Raw genomic sequence first — 23,151 nt, 5'->3', positions numbered from 1 at the left:
CACCATCAATGAAAACGAGACGAAAAGTCATTTTAATTACAGATGGAGATGAATATGCGAGACATGCAGTTGAGCATGTAGCGAAGGAAATCGGTGGACGATGCATTACCATGTCGCACGGAAACCCTTCTAGTCGCTCAGGGAAAGAATTGGTTAGGATGATCAAAATGACTCCTTACGACCCTGTCCTAGTGATGTTTGATGATAGTGGCTTCATTGGTGAAGGAAGTGGCGAAAAGGCATTAATGTATGTAGCGACCCATAGGGATATCGAAGTATTAGGGATAATAGCGGTTGCATCAAAAACTCGGCGAAGAGAATGGACTAAAGTGGATATTTGCATTGACCGCGATGGGAATTTGACACCGTATGGAGTCGATAAGTTTGGAAATCCTGAATTAGAAATAGGCAGGATAACTGGAGATACGGTCTATTGTCTAGACCAACTGAATGTCCCTCTAATAGTCGGGGTAGGGGACATTGGGAAAATGGGGAGGAATGATTCTTCAAAAACAGGTTCACCCATTACAAAATTAGCAGTACAAATCATCCTTGAAAGGAGTGGGTTTCTTGAAAAACCAAACTCAGGAATTAATGCCGATTCCTAATAGTCTTTCAAAAATTGAATCCTTCATGAAAGACCGGATTGGATTAGGTGAGAGTTTTGATTTAGGCATTCGGAAATTTAAAATATTAAAAAAGGATGTCAACCTATACTTTTTGAATGGACTTTGTGATACACAATTCATCCTGAAAATCTTACAAGAAATTGTAGAAATCAATCATGAAGTGAGTAACCAAAATCACAGGATTGATTTATATGAATTAATAGAAAATCGTTTAGTACATCAATCAGTTAGCCAAGTTAAAACACTAGACGAAATTGTAGATCAATTATTGACGGGATTAATAGTCTTCGTGGTTGAGGGAGAAACAAAAGCACTAATTGTAGATGTTAGGAGCTACCCAGGAAGAACGCCTCAAGAACCTGATACTGAAAAAGTAGTCCGTGGTTCAAGGGACGGTTTTGTTGAAAACATTATTGTAAATACTGGTTTGACAAGAAGAAGAATAAGGGACGAGCGATTACGTTTTGAAATCATTAAAGTTGGGGAACGGTCTAAAACAGATATTGCGGTTGCTTACATAAAAGATGTGGCCAATGAAGATTTGGTTGATATTGTAAAAAAGGAAATACAGAACATTAAAGTGGATGGTTTGACGATGGCAGATAAAACAGTAGAAGAATTCATGGTCAAGCAAGGCTATAATCCATACCCACTTGTGCGTTATACAGAGCGAGCAGATGTCGCTGCAACTCACCTACTCGAAGGACATGTTTTGATATATGTTGATACATCACCGAGTGTAATCATCACACCAACAACATTTTTTCATCATGTTCAGCATGCAGAGGAATATCGACAATCTCCAATGGTGGGGACATTTATTAGATGGATTAGATATTTCGGTATAGCAGCTTCGCTGTTTCTTTTGCCTCTATGGTTTCTTTTCGTTTTAGAACCCCAAATGTTGCCGGAGAAAATGGCATTTATTGGGCCTAACGAACAAACCAATATTCCAATCGTTATTCAGATCTTCTTAGCAGATATAGGTGTAGAATTTTTAAGGCTTGCTGCCATCCATACTCCAACCCCATTATCAACAGCTATGGGTTTAGTGGCAGCAGCATTGATAGGTCAAATAGCAATAGATGTAGGATTATTTGTACCTGAGGTTATCTTATACGTTGCAGTAGCTACTATAGGGACATTTGCTACTCCAAGTTTAGAGTTAAGTGTAGCAAACAAGATATCACGTCTTGCAATCTTAATCCTAACAGCCTTGTTTCATACACCAGGCCTTGTCATTGGATTTACAATATATATCATTTTCCTTGCAAGGATAAAGTCGCTCAATACACCCTATTTATGGCCATTGCTTCCGTTCCATCCATATGGATTATGGAGAATATTAATTAGAAAAGCGGTTCCAGGATCAAGAATTCGTCCAAGCATTGTACATCCTAGAGATAAATACAGACAACCACAGAATTGATTATTCTATACCAAGCATTGAAGTTGTCAAATAATTATGATACTGTTAGTTTAATTTACTAAAGCATGGAGGGTGACTCTTAAGGGTTCGACTCAACGATTTGATATTGTTATTTTATAATAACATTTGAACCGTTGGGTCTGACACTTAATTTTGAGTCAGCCTCTATTTCTATATAATACGTAAGCGGCATATCAGCTTTACGTCGTTTGGAGAAAGGGTAGTGGGAAGATGCATTTCTATGGAACGAGCAAAATAAATGATAAAGGCCATTTAGAAATTGGAGGCGTAGACACAACAATACTTGCCCAAAAATACGGTACTCCTTTATATGTTTATGATGTTGGCTTAATAAGGGAACGTGCAAGAGGATTTAAGAAGACCTTTGATCAATTAGGTGTCACATCACAGGTTGCATATGCAAGTAAGGCATTTTCTTCAGTAGCCATGGTACAACTAGCAGAAGAAGAGGGACTTTCATTGGATGTAGTTTCAGCTGGGGAATTGCATACTGCTTTAGTTGCTGGTTTTCCTCGAGAAAAAATCCACTTTCATGGCAATAACAAAAGCGAAGAAGAGATTAAAATGGCGCTAAACGAACAAATTGGATGTATTGTAGTGGATAATTTTTCTGAATTATTTTTACTGAACTCCATATGTGAGGAACTTCAACGTCCTATTTCCATATTATTACGTGTAACTCCGGGAATTGAGGCTCATACTCATGACTATATCCTGACGGGGCAGGAGGATTCCAAGTTTGGATTTGACCTTTTAAATGGACAAGCAGAACAGGCTATTGAATTCTCTTTACAATCTAATCATATTCAATTATTAGGCCTTCATTGTCACATAGGTTCACAGATTTTTGAAACAACTGGATTTATTCTTGCCGCACAGAAAATCATGAAGCAGTTAAACATCTGGAAGGAACAAATTAACTTTAAAGCAAAAGTATTAAATTTAGGTGGAGGATTTGGAATTCGTTATACTAGTGAAGACGAGCCATTACCAGCTGCTAAATATGTAGAGGAAATTGTAAAAGAGGTCCAGAGCCAAGCAACTTCACTAGGTATGGAAATGCCAGAAATCTGGATTGAACCTGGTCGTTCCCTAGTAGGTGATGCAGGAACAACTTTATACGAGATTGGTTCACAAAAAGAGGTTCCAAACATCCGTAAATATGTTGCAGTGGATGGTGGAATGAGTGATAATATCCGTCCAGCCTTATATGATGCAAAATACGAAGCTGTGCTAGCAAACAGACCCCTGGATGAAATTGAAGAAACTGTATCAATTGCGGGTAAATGCTGCGAGAGTGGTGATATGTTGATATGGGATCTTCCATTACCTAAAGCAGGTAGAGGAGATCTATTAGCTGTATTTTGTACAGGAGCATACGGATATTCAATGAGCAATAATTATAATCGAATTGCTCGCCCTGCCGTGGTTTTTGTTGAAGATGGAGAAGACACACTTGTAGTAAAAAGAGAAACACTGGATGACTTAGTGAAGCAAGATTTGCCATATAAAAAGAAGGTTTGTAAATAATAAACAGCCGGCGCTATATGAGCCGGCTGTTTTAATGTCAAATTAATGTTATTTGAATAAAGCCTTAATCGCATCAATTAAGCTGATGAAAACTTCCTTCAATTTCTCCAAAAACGTCTGGCCTTCTTCAGAACTGAGAAACGCATCCAATTGCTCTTTTGCTTGATTTAACTGGTCCCCTACCTGGTTCCAATCTATATTTAACTCTTTTAATTTATTGAACAAATCTATTAAGCTTTGAATTTGTGCCTCATTCAAAGTCAATCCTAGTTCCTTAGCAGCGTTTTCAATTAATGCCTTCAATTCTTCTTCTGTTTCTGGGGGATTTTTAGCCATTTCCTCTTTAATACGTGTCATTAATGCTGTAGCTTCTTCAGTTCCTATTTGGTCTCCTAAAGTAGCTGTTTTCACCATTTCTTCATTTGCAGCTTGTTTTACATCTTCAGGAATTACTTTATCAGAAGATAGCTCATAAGCTTTAATTAGTCCAGTCAACGCTGCGGTTCCTGAGACAGGAATAGGAGACGTCACATAAATTTCTGCATCCTTGACTCCTGCAGTAATGAGAGCATTCACATACATTTCATTTGTTACCCAATTAATATTCTTTGTTTCGACCTTTAATCCTGAAGCCTTCTTTCCTAATGTGATAGAGGATGAAGAAATTGCTTTAGTACCTATTAATCTTTTAGAAATATAACTACCTAAATACTTATGCTCTTCATCATTTGTAACCGTAATAATCTCTTCGTTCTGGGTAGCTTTCATTTCAGATAGTAACATGTTTTTTTGTTCTTCAGTTAAGTTTGCACCTAGTGTAATAATTCGATCTCCTGGTTGAGCGTCTGCCGATACAGATAAAGGCATGAATAATCCTAAAGCCAAACCAGTAGCCAAGATTTTTTTTGTAAGAAATTTCATAAACAAACCTCCCTATACTATTAGACGGATAACTTGTAAAAAAGATTCATATTAATTTGAAGGTAATGTTTTACATCTCAAATATCCAGAAATAGAGTATGTGAAACATTTAAGAAATGGACTAGTTAAATGTAGGGGAAAAAAGACGAATTGACAAGTTTATTTTGCAAAGGTGTAATTTCAAGCTAAAATAGAAGGGTAAATGGTTTGAAAAGAAAGGACTGAACATCGTGAAAAAGACCAACATCATTTTACTTATATTATTCTTAATCTTGTCCATTGCATGGGGATACTTCTATTGGGCATTCATCGTATAATTAAATAGGTCTTATGATCTATTCAAAATATAGGTTTATACTTTTTGTAGGGTTGAAGTTACTCGACTTTTTCTGTATGATGAAAGCATTCATAAAAGATGATAGGATAAAGTTTCATCACTGATGAGGGGTATATAATGCTAATACGCTATAAGAAAAGCTTCGAAAAGATTGCGATGGGATTACTATCCTTTATGCCAAATGAAAAGGATATTAAAAAGCTTCAAACGACAATGAAGCAATATGAAACTGACGAGAATTGGCATTTATTCCTTTGGAAGGAAGAAGACCCGCTTGGGATTGTAGGGGTATTTGAGGAACAGAATCGTATTATTGTACAACATGTTTCCGTTAATCCGTCATATAGAAAACAGGGTATAGGGAAGAGTATGGTAAAGGCAATTCATGATTTGTATCCAAATCGAGAGATTGTCCCTACGGAATTCACTAAGCCATTTTTTGAAAAATGTATAGATGACGAATGTTAATTACAAAGGGTGACTCATTTGAGTCACCCTTTTCACACATTACGACCTTTAATTTTTAATTGACGTAATCGCTCTTCTATAACGTTTGATCGATCTCTTAAAAGGTGGCGATGAAGGATTTCTTCGTCGACCGAAAAGGGTACTTGATTGCCCCATTGAACTCCATTCTCATTAGAATAAGTTTTGCAGGCTGCTAGTAAATTTGCTGAGTTAATAGGAAGATTCATACTTTTGTAGTCTTCTTTATTCTTTATACATACCAGTTGCTTTAGTAGCATATCGTTCAAGCGATTTGTGTCTAAGTCTAGGGTGCTTAAATGTTTTTGATTAGTTTCACGGGATAGAATCTGGACAGATTTATGTAATGTCCTCTCTGCTCCAGAAAAATTCATTCTTCGGTGATGGTAACATGATACTGCTAAAAGTATTAATCCCACCCAATGAGATTGTCGGTTCTTTGGATCGATTTCCTTCCAGTACTCCTCCAATATTTCATGGCATTCAAAGTAATCACGAGTAACATGAAAATGGAAAAGGAAAGCAACATATTCTTCTGGGTATTTCATTCACAAAACCCCTTATTATATTTCCTAAATTGTAGCAAAACTTATTATGTAAAGCGAGACATGTAGAATCGGTACACCTTAGAATGTAAAAACCCCTCAACGAAGAGAGGGGATTTTTGTATTAGCACAAAGCTGCTCCAACAATAATTAATAAAATGAATAGGACCACGATTAAAGCAAAGCTATTATTATATCCACAACGGTTGTCACCCATTTAGTCTTCCTCCTTCAAGTTCTTTCCATAACAGCATATGTCTCAAAGTCAAAAATGTATGGGCTTTAGCCTACTTTTTTATATGTTTCCATAGATGTACACTGGACAAATATCAGTAATCTACTATACTATGTATAGTCGAATTTTCAAGGGAAACGGCAAAACTTTAGACCAATGGTGAGCGAAATGATTTATAATGTGAAAATCGATGCTTTTGAAGGTCCATTGGACTTACTGCTGCATTTAATAAACCGATTAGAAATTGATATTTATGATATTCCAGTTTCGGAAATAACAGAACAATACTTGATTTATATACACACGATGAAGGAGCTACAGCTGGATATTGCTAGTGAATATTTAGTGATGGCTGCAACGTTATTGGCAATAAAGAGTAAAATGCTGTTACCAAAACATGAGGAAGAAGCAGAAGATGAAATACACGAGTTTGGATACGAAGAAGATCCCCGTGATGAGTTGGTTGAAAAATTGATAGAATATAAGAAATATAAAGAGGCAGCTGGAGAGTTTAAGCAGCTTGAAACCGAAAGAGGTCTTATTTTTACAAAACCTCCTAGTGATCTATCTAAATTAACAATAGAGTTACAACCGGAGAAACTAGATTTGAATGTCTCTCTCTATGATATGCTAGGTGCTTTTCAAAAACTTCTAAGAAGACAAAAGCTACAAAAACCATTGCATACAAAGATTACAAGACAAGAAATTTCAATTGAAAAACGAATGAACGAAGTGATGGAGGAAATAAAGAAATTAAAAGGAAGAATTAGTTTCTTTTCCTTATTCCCATACGAAGATAAAGAACATCTTGTCGTAACATTTCTGTCAATCTTGGAGTTGATGAAGATTGATGAAGTTATTGTTGAGCAACATAATAACTTTGAAGATATTGTAATAGCTCTAAAGAAAGGTGTCGTTACAGTTGGATCATAATGAATGGAAGGGCATACTCGAAGCACTTTTATTTGCCGCTGGAGATGAAGGATTATCTATTAAACAAATTTCGGCGGTAATGGATGTCACAGACTTACAATCTGTCGAATGGCTTGAGTTACTTAAAGAAGAGTATGCGAATTCAGAACGTGGGATACAAATTATCGAGATGGCAGGTGTATACCAATTAGCCACTAAAAAAGAGCATTCTGACTACCTAAAAAAACTTGTAGAGTCACCAGGTACACAGACCCTTTCACAAGCTGCTTTAGAAACACTTGCGATAGTTGCCTATAAACAACCAATCACACGTGCGGAAATAGAAGAAATCAGAGGGGTAAAAACAGAACGACCATTGCAAACCCTCAGTGCAAAAGCATTAATAAAAGAAGTAGGTAGAGCTGAAGGAGCTGGTAGGGCAATCCTTTATGGAACTACTAAAGAGTTCTTAGATTATTTCGGATTAAAATCTATCGAAGAACTTCCAGAGTTACCTGAAGCCATTGAAGAATCCTTTGAACAAAATGAGGCTGATTTATTTTTTGGCTTACACAACAGTGAATGAATATTCTTATATCGCATAGTTTATAGACAGCCTTCAATTATTGGAGGCTGTTTTTTCTTGACTCCTATCATAAAATTGGTTGCATTTTTTTATGAGATAGCTGCAAGAAGGACTATCCAGTTAAGGCCGCGGATGTAAGCCGTATTATCTGAATTCAACAGGTTAACAGTCACAGATATTATTTATGTGAAACTAGCAGTAGATTATAAGTGTTATTGTCTGAATTGTGTTAAAATAATGTGAATAGTACATACAATGTTTTATAGTTATAGGAATGCGAGGGAATAAAATGTTACTTAAATTATGCAAGGGGTATGAATTAGAAAAGGAAAAGTCGAATACATCCGAAGATTTTTTTAACCGATCAGAAGTGACTTATATAGAGGACGGTGAAGAGAAAACTTTACATGTATTATATGTACGATATTTTGATGAGCACATTAGTACATATACTCCATTTAATCAGGATCCGGTTTTTACAGTAAATGAAAGCCCTGTATTTTTTAAGGATTTAGTAGCTCTTGCTTGTTTAATTAAATTTCCTGGTTATCGGAATAGAAAAAGGGTATATATCAGTTCACAAAGAGAATTTGAGAGCCATTTTCAAGGGATTGAACTTGAAAGGTTCGAAGAAATCTTCAAATCTCTAAATGTGAACCAAAGTTATAAGCTTGATTCTCCTTTAGAATTTGTTAGGTAAAAGAGTAGAAGAGAATGCCAGTAGGGATTCAATTTTAATTATTTTTACTCTCTGTGTTTATATTACTACCCACCAAAACTAGATATAAGGAGTGCTGGAATTGGGAAATACTATGGTTAAAACACAATTGGAAGATGTTAAAGTTTTTTTACAAGAATCCGTTTCAAAATTGGAAACGTACTTAAATGAGGCTACCTATTCTAAACTACAGGATGAGAAAAGCGGTGATGAGACTTACTATAAAAGCATTCTTTCTAACCTAAGAAGGCTTCTTGTAAATTGTGAAGATGGATTGGAAACCTGCAAGATTGTCCTTAAAAATGAGGAGTTTCCTAAAGGTGCTGCAGAGAAAACACTTTATAAGATTTATCATCAATGCGTAGAAGAATTCTTTTCCCCCAAAAATGATCAATGGTATGAAGATAGTCGTGCAGCCTACACAGGGAAAAATTCAATCAAATTCCATAGTGAGGTACCTGAAAGTATCTCTAATTTAGTTAAGGGACTTGAAAGTGGCTTCCAACAAGTACGTGAGGATCTCGAGTATTATGAAACGGATTATCGTACAAAAATGATGCAATCTAAATAGAGGTAACAGAGAAGGCTGACTCAAAAGGTCGTTGAAAGACGATTACTAGAGTCAGTTTTTTTGTTTCTACGGAATTTTAAGTTTTAGGAGAAGAAATGGGGCTAATAAAAATGGTTTTCACCGTTGTATACTTTTGCTTACGAAGAAGGCAGTAATCGTTTTCTATCTCCAAATGTGTTTTGGTGACTTAATCAAACCAAAGAGAAGGAATTTCTTATTTTATTGTTTGGTAAAAGTCAGTTTATGGATTGTAGCGGAAGGTGCTTGACTCCTGGGGGATTAGCGTTACAGGCGAGACCCCTCAGGAGTCAAGTGACGAGGAGACTCGGCGAACGCCCCCGGAAAGTAAGCGCCTGTAGCGGAAATCCATTGAACACATTCGAGAATAAAAATGGGATTGCCGCTAATTTTTGTATCAGAGACACAAGTCATTCTAGTAAACCGTTATACATACGTTCAAATTGTTTTATAAAAAAATCTCATAACACTTGTCCTTGTGCATAAATTGTATAAATAAATAAAAAAGGACGAGGTAGCCATGCGTATATTGAATAAAGGAATCTTATTTGCCCTTATTGCAGCCTTGCTATTTTCCTTGCTTCCAAATACGGCAAGGGCGGAGAGCTTCGGTGTTAGTGCGAAGAGTGCTGTATTAATGGAACAGTTAAGCGGTAGAGTCATTTATGAGAAGAATGCTCATGAAAAAAGAAAAATAGCTAGTATTACGAAGATTATGACCGCAATATTGGCTATAGAATCCGGGAAAATGAATGAAACAGTTAAAATCAGTGACACAGCAATTGGAACAGAAGGCTCTACCTTGTATTTGCAATATGGTGAAAAAATGAAGTTAAAGGACTTGGTCTATGGGCTAATGCTTCGTTCAGGAAATGATGCAGCTGTTGCTATTGCAGAGTATATTGGTGGCAGTATGGAAGGTTTTGTATATTTAATGAATCAAAAAGCATCGGAAATTGGAATGAAAAATAGTCATTTCTCCAACCCTCATGGACTAGATAATACGCCAAATCATTTTTCAAGTGCATACGACATGGCACTATTAACAAGATACGCGATGAAGAATGCTACATATTGCGAAATATCTTCTACTAAAGTTCATCAAGCACCAAATCCACATGAGAAATGGGATTATACGTGGCACAATAAAAATAAAATGTTGAAGCTTTATAAGTATTCAACCGGAGGTAAAACAGGATATACGAAGCAAGCGAAAAGAACCCTTGTTTCAACCGCAACAAAAGACGATATGCATTTAATAGCTGTCACATTAGATGACCCGAACGATTGGGATGATCATAGAAATATGTTCGAATCTGCCTTTAATCAATTTGATGTAGTTGAAATTTTAAACGAAGACACTATTGAAGAAATAAATGTAAAGCAATATAAAAATAAAGTTGTAATTAAAAATTCGTTTCAATATCCATTAAACTTTGAAGAGAAAAAACAAATTAAACTTGAGTATAAATTAATAAAACCCTCAAAGGAATGGGTGGAAGACACAGATTTTCCTGAAAAAGTAGGGAAAGCAGTTGTCTACCTTAATGGAGAAGCAATTGGAAGCAGAAATATTTTTTATGAACCAGATGCTCAAACATGGAAGAGTACTTTCTTTAAAAGCTGGACATCCTTATTTTTTATGACAGTAGGTTTGAAAAACAATGGTTAATTATATTTGGGTAGGGATGACGTTAATTGGAATTGTTTATGCCATCTTTAATGGAACCATTGAGGAAGTAAACGAAGCTTTATTTAAAGGTGCAAAAGACGCTGTGACGCTGTGCTTTGGACTAATGAGTGTACTTGTATTCTGGCTAGGCTTAATGAAAATTGCAGAAGACTCAGGATTATTGACCAAATTATCCAAATTATTTAAGCCCATTGTTTCTAAATTATTTCCGGATGTTCCGCCTGACCACCCTGCGATGGGGTATATCTTATCTAATATGATGGCGAATACTTTTGGATTAGGAAATGCTGCCACACCACTTGGAATCAAGGCAATGGAACAACTAAAAGAACTCAATGGTGGAAGGGATGTCGCCAGCAGGTCAATGATTACCTTTCTGGCATTAAATACTTCTGCCATCACGATTATTCCCACAACTGTGATTGCTATTAGAATGACACATCATTCATCATCTCCGACTGATATCGTAATGCCAACAATATTGGTGACAATTTGTTCAACTATTGGGGCAATTTTTATCGATCGCTACTATTATCATAAACGTAAGAGGAACGGAGGGTACTAATGCAGTGGATCACTATGATTTCCCTCTGGATAATTCCAATACTTATTGCTTTTATCTTAGTGTATGGCACTTATAAAAAAGTACCAACTTACGAGAGCTTTGTAGAAGGTGGAAAAGAGGGAATAACCATCTCATTTTCTATCATTCCGTTTTTAGTAGGAATGCTCGTAGCAATTTCTGTTTTCCGATCTTCTGGTGCTTTAGATGCTTTTGTTCATTTATTGAAGCCTGCTTTTGAAGCAATTGGTGTACCAGCAGAAGTTGTTCCATTAGCTATTATCCGACCAATCTCAGGAACAGCAGCATTAGGGATGACCAGTGACTTAATGGCTACTTATGGAGCAGACTCGTTTATTGGTAGATTGGCTTCTACTATTCAAGGAAGTACTGATACTACCTTTTATGTTTTGACGGTTTATTTTGGTGCGGTAGGTATAAAGAAAATGGGAGACGCCTTAAAGGTGGGATTGTTAGCAGATCTACTTGGTTTTGCTGCAGCTATCATCATAATCACACTTATTTTTGGAAGTTAATATTTTTACGAAAAGGCTTGCTACTTTTAATAAAGTACAGGCTTTTTTGTTTGGGGATATTTTCTGAAACTATAGATAACTCTTTTAAGAAAATTTTTACATATAGCTGATGAGCTTAGTTGCTTCATCAGCTTTATTTTTTTGCATACTGTGAGTTGATTGTAGCAGAGGGAACTTGACTATTGCGGGAAGAAAGTGAAGTGAGAGAATCCACAGGCGGTATTGTATAGGAGCCTCCCTACCCTTCCAGCGGAAAGTAAGTACCTCTTTGCAATCAACAGATTTTGTATAAAAATAATAATCTATAAAAAAAGAACTTATGTTTTATAAAACCTTTATTTCTCTTTTGATGTCAAATGTGTCATAATTGTTTATTGCTTGAGAATTTATGGACATGAAAGTAATATGTTAGAGGTGATATAGATGGAAAGATTGCAAAAAGTAATTGCTCATTCTGGTGTAGCTTCCAGAAGAAAAGCGGAAGAAATGATACTTGCTGGTAAAGTAAAGGTTAACGGGGTAGTTGTAAAGGAATTAGGAACAAAAGTAACTTCAAAAGATCGCGTTGAGGTTGAAGAAGTTCAAATTCAAAGGGAAGAACCTGTATATTTCTTGCTATATAAGCCAAGAGGCGTTATTTCTGCTGTCGATGATGATAAAGGAAGAAAAGTAGTAACTGATTTCTTTCCACACATCCACGCCCGAATTTATCCTGTTGGTAGACTAGATTATGATACTTCTGGATTATTGCTGTTAACTAATGATGGTGAATTCGCCAATCTACTAATGCATCCAAAAAACGAAGTTGAAAAAGTTTACGTGGCAAAAGTTAAAGGCCTAATTATGCGTGAAAGTATTAGAAAACTTGAAAAAGGAATAAAACTTGAGGACGGAATGACAGCACCTGCTAAAGTAAAGGTTTTATCCGCTGATAAAAAGAAAGATTCCACCATTGTTCAGATAACTATCCATGAAGGCCGTAATAGACAGGTCAGAAGAATGTTCGATGCTGTTGGGCACCCTGTTGTGAAACTGAAAAGGGAAATGTATGCCTTTTTGACATTACAAGGTTTAAGAACAGGTGATGCTAGAGAGCTAAGTCCTCATGAGGTAAAACAGTTAAGAGCATTAGCTTCAGCAAAACCAAATAAAAAATGATAATCATTTTGTCACACAACCTTCATATTTGAAAACAATGTGAAGATATTATTAAATGCTATAATGGGTGGGAAGATTGTAAATTAGGGGGATAGGTATGGACAAAAAGAAACGTCTGATTATGAGGACCATTATCCTCATTCTTTTAGGCGCAGCCCTAGCGTACACATTGTATGCCAATTTTACAAAGGAAGAAAACGAAGCAGTAAAATTAAATAGTCTAGCTCCTGATTTTGTATTAACAGATATGGAGGGAAATAAACACAAGCTTTCCGATTATAAAGGACAAGGAGTATTCCTGAATTTTTGGGGAACATGGTGTAAACCTTGTGAAAAGGAAATGCCATATATGAATAATCAATATAAGGTTTATAAAGACCAAGGTGTACAAATTCTAGCAGTCAATGTAGGAGAATCTGAGTTTGCGGTTAAGAGCTTTATTAAGGATCACGATTTAGCTTTCCCTGTATTGATTGATAAGAAGAGTCAAGTACAAAACGCATATAAGGTCAATCCTCTCCCTGTAACATTTCTCATAGATAAAGAAGGCAAGGTCGTTGATTCTATAACAGGTACTTTAACTGAGAAAAATATTCAAGATCTTATGGAGAGAATAAAACCATAATTGGGGAGTTTTTCAAATGAATGAGGTAAAATGCGAATGCGGACATGTCAATCCGATAGGTACCGTATTATGCGAAGCGTGTGGACGGGTATTAGACGAGGAAACTAAAGAACAAAAGCTAGTCGATATGCGTTATGAAGGTACTGCACGCCGTTCACAAACTTATAATAAAACAATTATTGATAAAATATGGAATTTCTTTTCATCTGTAAAGGTTGGGGTATGGTTAATCGTTTTGACTCTAGTTGCTTCTGGGATAGGGACGATTTTTCCACAAGAAATGTACATACCTCCTACAGTCCCAGCAGAACTTCATTACGAAGAAGAGTATGGTTGGGCAGGGAAACTGTATTATGAATTAGGGTTCCATAATTTATACAGCTCTTGGTGGTACTTAATTCTGGTTGCATCAATCGGTATTTCTCTTGTAATTTGTAGTTTAGATCGCGTGATACCACTTTACCGTGCTTTAAAGACACAAAGGGTAGACAGACACGAGGGTTTTCTTAAACGTCAGCGAGTTTTTGGAATTACAGAGGATGCCGATAATGTGGATTTTGAGACATTAAAAACTCGTTTGCAAGAACGACGTTTTAATGTAAGAGAAGAAAATGGTGCATTATTAGCAGAAAAAGGTCGTTTTTCTAGATGGGGACCTTATGTGAACCATATCGGACTCATTATCTTTTTATTAGGTGCAATGCTCCGATTCGTTCCAGGGATGTATGTAGATAAAATCCTTTGGATCCGAGAAGGAGAAACGAAAGAGATTCCAGGTACAGAAGGCCAGTACTACTTGAAGAGTGATAAGTTTCACCTCGACGTTTATGATAAAGAAAAAGATGACAAAGTGTTTGAAGCTGCTTTGGAAAAGAAGGGGTCTGTAGTTAAAAACTTCCAGACTGATGTAACCCTTTACGAAAGAAGTCAAGAAACGCTTCCAGGTGAAGATGCAGATTTAATTAAAATTAAAGATCATGAAATTAGGGTCAATCAACCGTTGAAACATGATTCTTATGCACTTTACCAAGTGGATTATAAATTGAATGAATTCAATAAAATGAGTTTTAAACTTACACGTAAAAGTGATGGTAAGGAATATGGTGATTTGACCATTGACTTGTATAATCCGAAGGAACGTTATGATTTAGGTAATGGTTATATTGTTGAATTGAAAAAATACCTTCCAGATTTTGAGTTTGATGAAAACGGTGTTCCTTCAACAAAATCAAGAATACCGAACAATCCAGCCTTCGTCTTTAATATGATAACTCCTGATAAGCCTAAAGGAGAAATTAGTTTTGCTGCTATTGGTCAAAATGTAGAGGCTGGCGGTGGAGAAGCTAATATTTATAAAATGAAATTCAATGGTATTGAATATAAAAACGTTTCTGCTTTGACTGTGAGAAAAGATGAGACACTTTGGTTCCTTGGTTTGGGTGGAGCGATTTTTATGATTGGTGTAATCCAAGGCGCATATTGGAATCATAGAAGAATTTGGATCCAAAGAAGGGGACAACAAGTTTGGATCGCTGCACATACAAATAAGAATTGGTATGGGTTGAAAAAAGACATATCCACTACAATAAAAGATCTAGGTCTAAGTGAACCGATTGACCAAGTGCAAGAAGAGAAATCCACTTAATAGGGGGGACAGATGTGGCGGAATTAAGTAGTAATTTGCTTTATATTGCTTTTATCTTATATTTGATCGCTACATTCCTTTTTGGCGGTGCCATTAAGATAAAAAAGCCAGAAGAAGAAATAAAGCTAAATAAATGGGGTCTATTTGGAATCGTAATGACCATCATTGGATTTGCATCCCAACTTGGATATTTTATTACTCGTTGGATTGCGGCAGGGCATGCACCTGTTAGTAATCTATTTGAGTTTATAACATTCTTTGGAATGATGCTGGTCGCGGCATTTATCATTATCTTTTTAATCTATAAAACTCCAGTTTTAGGCGTTTTCGCATTACCAGTTGCTTTATTGGTAATTGCTTATGCAAGTATGTTCCCTCGGGAAATTTCACCGTTAATACCTGCTTTGCAAAGTGACTGGCTGCATATCCATGTGACAACAGCTGCTGCAGGACAATCTATCCTTGCTCTTAGCTTTGCTGCAGGAGTTATTTACTTAGTGAGAGCAATTGATCAAACAAAAAAGAGTAAAAAAACATTTTGGCTTGAAGTAGTCATGTTCAGCTTGATTGCTACACTAGGATTTGTCATTATTACTTCTATTTTCTCAATGCAAGGATATGAAGCGAAATTTGATTGGGTTGATAAGAAGGGTAATGCTGTAGAAGAAACCTATCAATTACCAGCCATTGTAGGTTTCAATGAAAATGAACTAAAAACATCAGGAAAGATGGAGCCAATCTTTGAAGTTCCTGCCTTAATAAATGCAAAGAAGTTAAATACAGTGATATGGTCACTTATTTCCGGAGCAATTATTTACGGATTGTTACGTGTGGTACTTCGTAAGAGAATCGCACATTCATTACAACCTTTAGTTAGAAACGTTAAATTAGACTTAATGGATGAAATAGGATACCGATCTGTATTAATTGGATTCCCAGTATTTACACTTGGAGCATTAATATTTGCAATGATTTGGGCGCAAATTGCTTGGACCCGATTCTGGGGTTGGGATCCTAAAGAAGTATGGGCACTTATTACTTGGTTATTCTATGCTGCTTTCTTACATTTGCGTCTTTCTAGAGGATGGCATGGAGAAAAATCTGCTTGGTTAGCAGTTGTAGGTTTTGGCATTATGATGTTTAATACCATTGTTGTAAATCTTGTAATTGCTGGTCTTCATTCATATGCTTAGGTGCAAATGAAAAAAGCCATGACAAATAAAAGGTCTCACAAATGTGAGGCCTTTTTGTAAACAACGACCCGCTATTAAAATCTATAAGGTACTTGTAAACATGATTAAAAAGGGAGTGGATGAAATGGAACAAACAGTTAGAATTCTTGTTGTGGATGATGAGGAGCGTATTCGTAGATTGTTGAAAATGTATCTTGAAAGAGAAGGGTACATGATTGATGAAGCTGAGGATGGAAACCAAGCTTTAGTGAAAGCTAAGTCCACTGATTACGATTTAATCTTGTTAGATATAATGATGCCTGGTAAAGATGGTATAGAAGTTTGTCGTGAAATTCGCGAGAAAAAATCCACTCCAATCATTATGCTTACAGCAAAAGGCGAAGAAATGAATAGAGTGCAAGGTTTTGAGGTAGGAACGGATGATTATATTGTAAAACCATTCAGCCCTAGGGAAGTCATCCTGAGAGTAAAGGCCTTATTAAGACGTTCTTCTAAAACAACATATTTACAAACAGATACCACAGCGAAGGATGTTATTGTCTTTCCACATGTCACGATTGATAATGATGCACACCGCGTTACTGCGGATGGAAAAGAAGTCTCTTTGACGCCAAAAGAATATGAATTACTTTACTTTTTAGCCAAGTCGCCTGATAAGGTCTTTGATCGTGAACAATTATTAAAAGAAGTTTGGCATTATGAATTTTTTGGTGATTTACGAACAGTTGACACTCACGTAAAGCGGTTAAGGGAGAAATTGAATAAAGTATCCGAAGAGGCTGCAAAGATGATTGTAACTGTTTGGGGTGTAGGCTATAAGTTTGAGGTTGTGAATGAATGATTTTTTGGAGAAGCGTAGTAGGGAAATTATGGCTTACCATTCTACTGCTAGTATCATTTGTGCTATTTATTTTAACTGTTTTGCTTCTAGAATTCTTTGAAAATTTCCATATTAACCAAGTGGAAGACGAGCTGACTGTAACGGCAAGTAGGGTTGTAGAAATATTAAGGCAACACAAAGATCCGAATGAGTCTTTGGAGATTTCATCCCAATTACTCGGTAGCTCTACAAGGATTATAGTGGTTGAAGGAGATAATAAAGTCATTGCATCAAAAACCTTTTCTGATCCGCCACTATCTCTATCAGAAATTAAGAGAGACCCTGAACTGTCGAAAATATTCATAGACAGAAAAATAGTACAAAAAGAATTACTACTTAGTGATTTTTCAGATGAAATACAAAGTCATGAACAAATACCAGTTATTATTGTTGGTGCCCCAATGGTCTTAAATAACCAAGAGGGATATATATTCATTTATCAAACAATGACTGCAATGGAACGAACCGTTAAATCAACAACAAAATTCATCTTGTTAGCTGCAGGCGTTGCTATAGTCCTAACGACGATTTTTGCCTTTTTCCTATCGACTCGAATAACAGCGCCATTACGAAAAATGAGGGAAGCTGCCTTTGAAGTAGCAAAAGGAAAATTTGAAACGCGAGTTCCAATCTTAACCCATGATGAAATAGGGGAACTTGCAACGGCTTTTAATCAAATGGGTAAACAGCTAACCTTTAATATGAATGCTTTAAGTCAAGAGAAAGAGAATCTATCAAGCATTTTAAGTAGTATGGCGGATGGTGTGGTGACCATAAATAGGGATGGGGCAATTCTTGCAACCAATCCACCGGCAGAGACCTTTCTACAATATTGGTACTACGAAAAAGGTTTTATTGCAGATGGTAAAGAAGCTCCATCTGTATTAATGAAGCTTTTTGAAAAAGCCGTCGAAACAGAAAGTGAACAAACTGGTGAAATTTCTCTGCAAGGTCATCATTGGGTTATTATTGTAAGTCCACTATACAATAATAAACGTATTAGAGGTGCAGTTGCTGTATTACGTGATATGACCGAAGAAAGAAAACTAGATAAGCTTCGTAAAGATTTTATTGCAAATGTGTCCCATGAACTACGGACGCCTATATCCATGTTACAAGGATATAGCGAGGCAATCATTGATGATATTGCAGGTACAGAGGAAGAAAAGAAAGAATTAGCTCGTATCATCTATGATGAATCGTTGAGAATGGGTCGACTAGTGAATGATTTATTAGATTTAGCAAGAATGGAAGCAGGCCGAATCACTTTGCGTTATGAAGAAGTTTTACTGCAACCATATTTTAAAAGAATCTCTTCAAAATTTACTGGTCTTGCTAAGGAGAAGAATATTCAAGTTGAAAGTGAAATCGAAAATCAAAATCTCATCTGGGTTTTCGATGGCGATAAGATTGAACAGGTTATGACAAATCTCATTGATAATGCGATTCGACACACTCCCGATGGTGGGTTCGTAACGATAAAACAATCAATTGATAAAAAACATAATCTCGTAATAGAAGTAAGTGATTCTGGCACAGGCATACCTGAAGAAGATTTACCGTTTGTGTTTGAACGTTTTTATAAGGCAGATAAAGCACGAACAAGAGGTGAATCTGGCACTGGTCTAGGATTAGCGATTGCTAAAAATATCATTACTGCTCATGGTGGGGATATTTCAGTCAAAAGCAAACTTCATCACGGTACGACATTTACTTTTACCATTCCCCAACATTCGATTGGGATTTTGTAAAATTGAAAGAATGTGCCGAAAAATCTCGTTACATGAGAAACGCTGGACATGATATGACGAAAGGAAGAGTGCTGGATTACTCTTCCTTTTTTTATATAAAAAGACTATAGTAAAAGTGTAACTTTTGTACATAACGTTACGACTAATATAATAACGGAGGAGGGGGATATATGGACTCCGTTTTCCAGGATCTTTACGAAAAGTACCATCATGATGTATTTCAATTTTTATTCTATATGGTAAAGAACAAGGAAACCGCAGAAGATCTTGTTCAAGAAGTGTATATTCGTGTCTACAAATCCTATCAAAAATTTGAGGGGAAAAGCAGTGAAAGGACATGGTTATATTCAATTGCACGAAATGCTGCTATTGACCATTTCAGAAAGCAAAAAAGCTGGAAGCAAAGATTGATGGAGAACTTTGACTGGGATAAGCAACAAATTAAGGATGATCATCCAATACCAGAAGAAATCGCACTTCAAAAAGAAGAAATACAATGGATTTATAAAAGTTTAGATGAATGTACAGTCGACCAACGATCTGTCATCATTCTTCGTTATATCCAATCCCTGTCCATTACAGAAACAGCGGAGATTTTAGGTTGGACAGAAAGTAAAGTGAAGACCACACAACATAGAGCATTAAAAGCTGTGAAGAAAATTCTTGAGGCCAATGTAGGAAAGGAGGGAAGCCCTCTTGAAAAGATCACAATGGACAGATCATGATGTTGAAGATTTATTTTCAAAATTACCTAAGATAAAGGACGAAAGAAGTCCTCAGGAAATTTTCGCAAATATTCAACAAGCAACTAGAAAGAAAAAGTCGGTTCAAAGATGGCTTCCGGCGATGGCAGGTGTAGCTGCGGTTTTCCTATTTGGTATCATAACCTCATCCTATTTCTTTAATAATCCATCAGGCGGTAAAAGTTCTGAAAGTAAAATAGCAGTGTCAGAAGGTTCGAGAGCTACAAGTGAAGATGGTGCCTCACAAAAGGAATCGTCTTCGGAGCCTAAAAAGGAAATGACAATAACAAAGAAACAGGAGGATAAAAGCTCTGAGGAGCCGAAAATAGGAATCACCAGTATCTCCAATGAAGCTTCTATCATTGTCCCTGAAGAAAATGATAATCAAAGCGAAATAACAATAGCAGTTCCTGATGCAAATGTGAATTATATTGTACCAATCACTTTCACTGAACAAGGAATTGAAACGAAAGGGACACCTATGGTTGAGAGTTTTGAAAAAGCCATGAAGGGTGTAAATGAGTTAGAGCTAGGTTTAGCGGAATATTATCCCCTTCCGTCAACAAATCTTACAATTAACAAGGAAACAAGAACATTAAATGTGGATCTGTTAGAAGGACATCCATTTAACAACATGGAATACACATTTTTTGAGGCTCTAAAAGATACAGCTGGATTCTCAGGGATTGAAAAAATCACTTTCAGTCAGGAAGGCAATCCAGGTGTTGAATTTTCAAATTACGGAATTGAAACAGAAATTGAAATTCTACCATTTGAACGTAAAAGAGGTTATTTGATTTATCAATTCAGTGAGGAAACAAAAAAGTTCATTGTACCGACTTTAACTAATTATGAAGATTTCGAAGTAGCATTAAATGAAATGAAAAAGCCTTTAGATGTTTCATATATTTCTTCTTCTATCCCAGAGACCTTTCAGTTTTCAGTGAAGCAAGAGGGCCATCGAGCAATCGTAACATTCACAGCTGAGACACTTCTTGATGAATCAGAACTGACTATTAAGGCACTAGAAGCAATGGTGCTCACTGCTAGGGAATTTGGGTTTAAATCGATTATGTTTGAACATCCAACCATCGCACAAGTAGGTATGTTCAAAATGAATCAAGAAATGACCGTTTTCGTCCGTCCCAATAAAGTAAATTAACTGTAAAAAAAGGTATCGAGAGTACGAACTCTCGATACCTTTTGTCATTTATAAATGTATAGTAGGAGAATAGTTTGATTTCCGTCCCAGAAATTTGCTATCGGTGGCGTCGTAAGGAAAGTAAATACACAAAGAGTTAGCTGGGTAAATTTTTTATGAATATGTACAAATAGTTCTGAAATATAATATCTCGTTGTTTCAATTATAGAGAATATGAATAAATAGAGAGGACTTTGTCCAATCTAAAAAACGTGAGTCTATTCAAAGGGATGTTTTCCCAATAAATATGTTCTACTTTACTAATAGAATTCATAGTGTAGGATGGACGAGCGATTAAAGGAGGAAGAAAATGCTGGACTACGGAAAAAGAATTCTAATCGCGCTAATTATTGCAGCTTGTATTGGATTACTATTTTTAGGTGGAAGCGTAGGGCATGCGGAAGAATACAGGACTATGGAACAGTGGGTATGGCCCACTGATGGTGTCATTACCGATCATTATGGAACGCGAGAAGGGTCTCATAAAGGTATCGACATAGCTGCGGAATTAGACAGTAATATCGTGGCAGTAGATGAGGGGATTATATCAAAATCTTATTACTCTAATACATATGGAAATGTGGTTTTTATTGAGCATGGGAACTATGAGACAGTCTATGCACATTTAAATAAACGTTTTGTAGAAGAAGGTCAGACAATTGAAAAGGGTCAACCTATTGGTACCATGGGAAATACAGGTAGATCACGAGGGGTTCACTTACATTTTGAAGTCCATGAAAAAGAATGGACATTTGAAAAAGAAAATAGTTTAGATCCACTACTAGTTCTTAATATTGACGACATGTCGACAAAGGCCGCGATACCAGTTCAGGGTTCGAACATAGAAGACAAATTTATCACTCACCACGTCTCTAGTGGTGAAACACTATGGTCAATTTCTCAGGAATATGGCACCTCCATTGAAGAACTAAAGTCAATGAACCATTTAAGTAAGGATACGATATTCAGCGACCAGCTATTGATTGTTTCACATAAAGAAGATGCGAAAACAAAGGATGTCATTTTAAGTAATCATTAAAGTTTAAATTAGCTATGATTCCCCCTTTACCCTTTGTATAATTAAAGTGGTAAAGGGGGAATTGGAATGTTGACGGATTATCATAATCATTTGGAAACTGGCACACTTACATTGGATTATTTAAAGAAGTTTACCAATCAAGCAAAGTTAATGGGGATTGAACATTTCGGTATTTCTGAGCATGCCTATCATTTTTATCAAACGGCTGACATTCTTCAAAATGACTGGGTCAATCCACGAAGATACTATGATATGGACGATTATCAAAATCTCTTCTATGAGGCTTGGAATGCTCAAATTGATGTAAAAATGTCAATTGAGATGGATTATACACCGGGTAAGCATGAAGAAATGAAACGGTTTATATCCGCCTATCCATTTGATTATGTGATAGGTTCGATTCACTGGATAGATGATTTTGGCATTGATCTTAAAGAATACATAGATGAATGGGACCGTCGAGATATTATTGACGTATACCGACGATATTTTGATCAGGTTGTCACCTTGGCGGAATCAAACTTATTCGATATCATCGGACATATTGACCTTGTGAAAATCTTCAAATACATTCCTACTGATCATGATTTTTTATTGGAGCAATATGATCGGGCAACAGAAGCGTTAAGAAATTCTAAAACATGTGTTGAAATAAGTACAGCTGGATTAAGAAAACCTATTGGACAATTGTATCCTGATAAGAGACTTCTGGAAATGTGTTTCAATAAAAATATTCCTATTGTCCTTTCTTCGGATGCCCATTTTCCTGAACATGTCGGAGCTGATTTTGATCAAGCTATTGCATTAGCTAAATCGGTAGGCTATAAAAGCTTAATGACATTTTCAAAAGGAGAGAGAACAGAATTTCCACTAGGCTAAGAAAGATAGTGGAACCACACTCCAATACGTTATAACTTGACACTACTCTACAATAATAAAAGCGTGTTAACCATTAAAGTTAACACGCTTCAGATTGTCGACAAAAGACATCGAGAGGCCTCCCTCTCGATGTCTTTTGTCATTTTTGGATAGGAATGCGGTTAAAATACGTTGATTTCCGCTCCAGGCACTTGCTTTCCGGGGGGCAGGCGGTGAGCTTCCTCATCGCTAACGCTCCTGCGGGATCTCACCTGTCCTGCTAATCCCCCAGGAGTCAAGCACCCTCCACTCCAATCAACTAGTTTGGC

24 protein-coding genes are annotated in these 23,151 nt (G+C 36.4%); 21 read left to right on the top strand and 3 right to left on the bottom strand.

From position 1 onward, the window contains the following. The first annotated feature begins 8 nt into the window (after nucleotides 1–8). The 3 genes from spoVAEA (at nucleotide 9) to lysA (ending at nucleotide 3,609) form a co-directional block, all read left to right on the top strand. Nucleotides 9–608 (top strand): stage V sporulation protein SpoVABEA, encoded by a 600-nt coding sequence (spoVAEA, locus tag DBX25_RS18900; protein WP_108672313.1) that lies wholly within the window; start codon nucleotides 9–11, stop codon nucleotides 606–608. After that, nucleotides 595–2,058, top strand: a complete 1,464-nt coding sequence (locus DBX25_RS18895; RefSeq protein ID WP_108672329.1) for a spore germination protein — start codon at nucleotides 595–597, stop codon at nucleotides 2,056–2,058. Before spoVAEA ends, DBX25_RS18895 begins: the two co-directional genes overlap by 14 nt. A gap of 231 nt (nucleotides 2,059–2,289) precedes the next feature. Next, nucleotides 2,290–3,609: a diaminopimelate decarboxylase gene (lysA, locus tag DBX25_RS18890; protein ID WP_108672312.1), complete on the top strand. Its 1,320-nt coding sequence runs from the start codon at nucleotides 2,290–2,292 to the stop codon at nucleotides 3,607–3,609. Nucleotides 3,610–3,657: 48 nt separating this feature from the next. On the opposite strand, the gene DBX25_RS18885 is transcribed toward lysA, so the two are convergent. Further along, nucleotides 3,658–4,530: a DUF1002 domain-containing protein gene (locus tag DBX25_RS18885; protein WP_108672311.1), complete on the bottom strand. Its 873-nt coding sequence runs from the start codon at nucleotides 4,528–4,530 to the stop codon at nucleotides 3,658–3,660. Between the two features lie 454 nt (nucleotides 4,531–4,984). On the opposite strand from DBX25_RS18885, the gene DBX25_RS18880 reads away from it, so the two are divergent. Further along, nucleotides 4,985–5,335 (top strand): GNAT family N-acetyltransferase, encoded by a 351-nt coding sequence (locus tag DBX25_RS18880; protein ID WP_108672310.1) that lies wholly within the window; start codon nucleotides 4,985–4,987, stop codon nucleotides 5,333–5,335. Nucleotides 5,336–5,367: 32 nt separating this feature from the next. Here DBX25_RS18880 and DBX25_RS18875 read toward each other — a convergent pair whose 3' ends face one another. Together DBX25_RS18875 and DBX25_RS18870 are read right to left on the bottom strand one after the other, a co-directional pair. Further along, the gene (locus DBX25_RS18875) at nucleotides 5,368–5,901 is read right to left on the bottom strand and encodes a DUF309 domain-containing protein (protein ID WP_108672309.1); all 534 of its coding nucleotides are present in this window, start codon (nucleotides 5,899–5,901) and stop codon (nucleotides 5,368–5,370) included. 121 nt (nucleotides 5,902–6,022) lie between these two features. Next, nucleotides 6,023–6,115: a YjcZ family sporulation protein gene (locus DBX25_RS18870; RefSeq protein ID WP_108672308.1), complete on the bottom strand. Its 93-nt coding sequence runs from the start codon at nucleotides 6,113–6,115 to the stop codon at nucleotides 6,023–6,025. Between the two features lie 186 nt (nucleotides 6,116–6,301). Between DBX25_RS18870 and DBX25_RS18865 the strand changes: the two genes are divergently transcribed. The 17 genes from DBX25_RS18865 (at nucleotide 6,302) to DBX25_RS18785 (ending at nucleotide 22,843) form a co-directional block, all read left to right on the top strand. Continuing rightward, nucleotides 6,302–7,066 carry a segregation/condensation protein A gene (locus DBX25_RS18865; RefSeq protein ID WP_108672307.1) on the top strand — a complete coding sequence of 255 codons (765 nt, stop codon included), beginning with the start codon at nucleotides 6,302–6,304 and terminating at the stop codon, nucleotides 7,064–7,066. Beyond that, nucleotides 7,056–7,631, top strand: a complete 576-nt coding sequence (gene scpB, locus DBX25_RS18860; protein WP_108672306.1) for an SMC-Scp complex subunit ScpB — start codon at nucleotides 7,056–7,058, stop codon at nucleotides 7,629–7,631. Before DBX25_RS18865 ends, scpB begins: the two co-directional genes overlap by 11 nt. 289 nt (nucleotides 7,632–7,920) lie before the next feature. Further along, entirely contained in the window at nucleotides 7,921–8,331 is a 411-nt protein-coding gene (locus DBX25_RS18855) for a hypothetical protein (protein ID WP_108672305.1), read from the top strand. Nucleotides 8,332–8,431: 100 nt separating this feature from the next. Further along, nucleotides 8,432–8,920 (top strand): YpuI family protein, encoded by a 489-nt coding sequence (locus DBX25_RS18850; RefSeq protein ID WP_108672304.1) that lies wholly within the window; start codon nucleotides 8,432–8,434, stop codon nucleotides 8,918–8,920. A gap of 538 nt (nucleotides 8,921–9,458) precedes the next feature. After that, nucleotides 9,459–10,610, top strand: a complete 1,152-nt coding sequence (locus tag DBX25_RS18845; protein WP_108672303.1) for a D-alanyl-D-alanine carboxypeptidase family protein — start codon at nucleotides 9,459–9,461, stop codon at nucleotides 10,608–10,610. Then, nucleotides 10,603–11,196: a nucleoside recognition domain-containing protein gene (locus tag DBX25_RS18840; RefSeq protein ID WP_108672302.1), complete on the top strand. Its 594-nt coding sequence runs from the start codon at nucleotides 10,603–10,605 to the stop codon at nucleotides 11,194–11,196. Before DBX25_RS18845 ends, DBX25_RS18840 begins: the two co-directional genes overlap by 8 nt. After that, nucleotides 11,196–11,729, top strand: a complete 534-nt coding sequence (locus DBX25_RS18835) for a spore maturation protein (protein ID WP_108672301.1) — start codon at nucleotides 11,196–11,198, stop codon at nucleotides 11,727–11,729. The genes DBX25_RS18840 and DBX25_RS18835 overlap by 1 nt, the downstream gene beginning before the upstream one ends. A 423-nt stretch (nucleotides 11,730–12,152) precedes the next feature. Further along, entirely contained in the window at nucleotides 12,153–12,887 is a 735-nt protein-coding gene (locus DBX25_RS18830) for a pseudouridine synthase (protein WP_108672300.1), read from the top strand. 97 nt (nucleotides 12,888–12,984) lie between these two features. Continuing rightward, nucleotides 12,985–13,512 carry a thiol-disulfide oxidoreductase ResA gene (gene resA, locus DBX25_RS18825; protein WP_108672299.1) on the top strand — a complete coding sequence of 176 codons (528 nt, stop codon included), beginning with the start codon at nucleotides 12,985–12,987 and terminating at the stop codon, nucleotides 13,510–13,512. A 16-nt stretch (nucleotides 13,513–13,528) separates the two neighbouring features. Beyond that, nucleotides 13,529–15,157 carry a cytochrome c biogenesis protein ResB gene (gene resB / locus DBX25_RS18820; RefSeq protein ID WP_108672298.1) on the top strand — a complete coding sequence of 543 codons (1,629 nt, stop codon included), beginning with the start codon at nucleotides 13,529–13,531 and terminating at the stop codon, nucleotides 15,155–15,157. Nucleotides 15,158–15,171: 14 nt separating this feature from the next. After that, nucleotides 15,172–16,350 (top strand): c-type cytochrome biogenesis protein CcsB, encoded by a 1,179-nt coding sequence (gene ccsB / locus DBX25_RS18815; RefSeq protein WP_108672297.1) that lies wholly within the window; start codon nucleotides 15,172–15,174, stop codon nucleotides 16,348–16,350. A gap of 124 nt (nucleotides 16,351–16,474) precedes the next feature. Then, nucleotides 16,475–17,191 carry a response regulator transcription factor gene (locus DBX25_RS18810; RefSeq protein ID WP_108672296.1) on the top strand — a complete coding sequence of 239 codons (717 nt, stop codon included), beginning with the start codon at nucleotides 16,475–16,477 and terminating at the stop codon, nucleotides 17,189–17,191. After that, a complete protein-coding gene (locus DBX25_RS18805; RefSeq protein ID WP_108672295.1) occupies nucleotides 17,188–18,981 on the top strand; it encodes an ATP-binding protein in 1,794 nt (597 codons plus the stop codon). Before DBX25_RS18810 ends, DBX25_RS18805 begins: the two co-directional genes overlap by 4 nt. Before the next feature lie 170 nt (nucleotides 18,982–19,151). Beyond that, nucleotides 19,152–19,706, top strand: coding sequence for an RNA polymerase sigma factor SigX (gene sigX / locus DBX25_RS18800; protein WP_108672294.1), 555 nt, complete (start codon nucleotides 19,152–19,154; stop codon nucleotides 19,704–19,706). Then, nucleotides 19,678–20,886 (top strand): hypothetical protein, encoded by a 1,209-nt coding sequence (locus DBX25_RS18795; protein WP_108672293.1) that lies wholly within the window; start codon nucleotides 19,678–19,680, stop codon nucleotides 20,884–20,886. Before sigX ends, DBX25_RS18795 begins: the two co-directional genes overlap by 29 nt. 349 nt (nucleotides 20,887–21,235) lie before the next feature. Beyond that, complete coding sequence (locus tag DBX25_RS18790) at nucleotides 21,236–21,964, top strand: peptidoglycan DD-metalloendopeptidase family protein (RefSeq protein ID WP_108672292.1); 729 nt, start codon at nucleotides 21,236–21,238, stop codon at nucleotides 21,962–21,964. 66 nt (nucleotides 21,965–22,030) lie between these two features. Then, on the top strand, nucleotides 22,031–22,843 hold the full coding sequence (locus DBX25_RS18785; RefSeq protein ID WP_108672291.1) for a histidinol-phosphatase: 813 nt from the start codon (nucleotides 22,031–22,033) through the stop codon (nucleotides 22,841–22,843). The last annotated feature ends 308 nt before the right edge of the window (nucleotides 22,844–23,151 follow it).

Source organism: Peribacillus acanthi (genome assembly GCF_003073175.1).
GTDB classification, from domain to species: domain Bacteria; phylum Bacillota; class Bacilli; order Bacillales; family DSM-1321; genus Bacillus_BN; species Bacillus_BN acanthi.
Note: the sequence above shows the minus strand (reverse complement) of the source record. Positions and strands in the feature narration are given on the sequence as shown.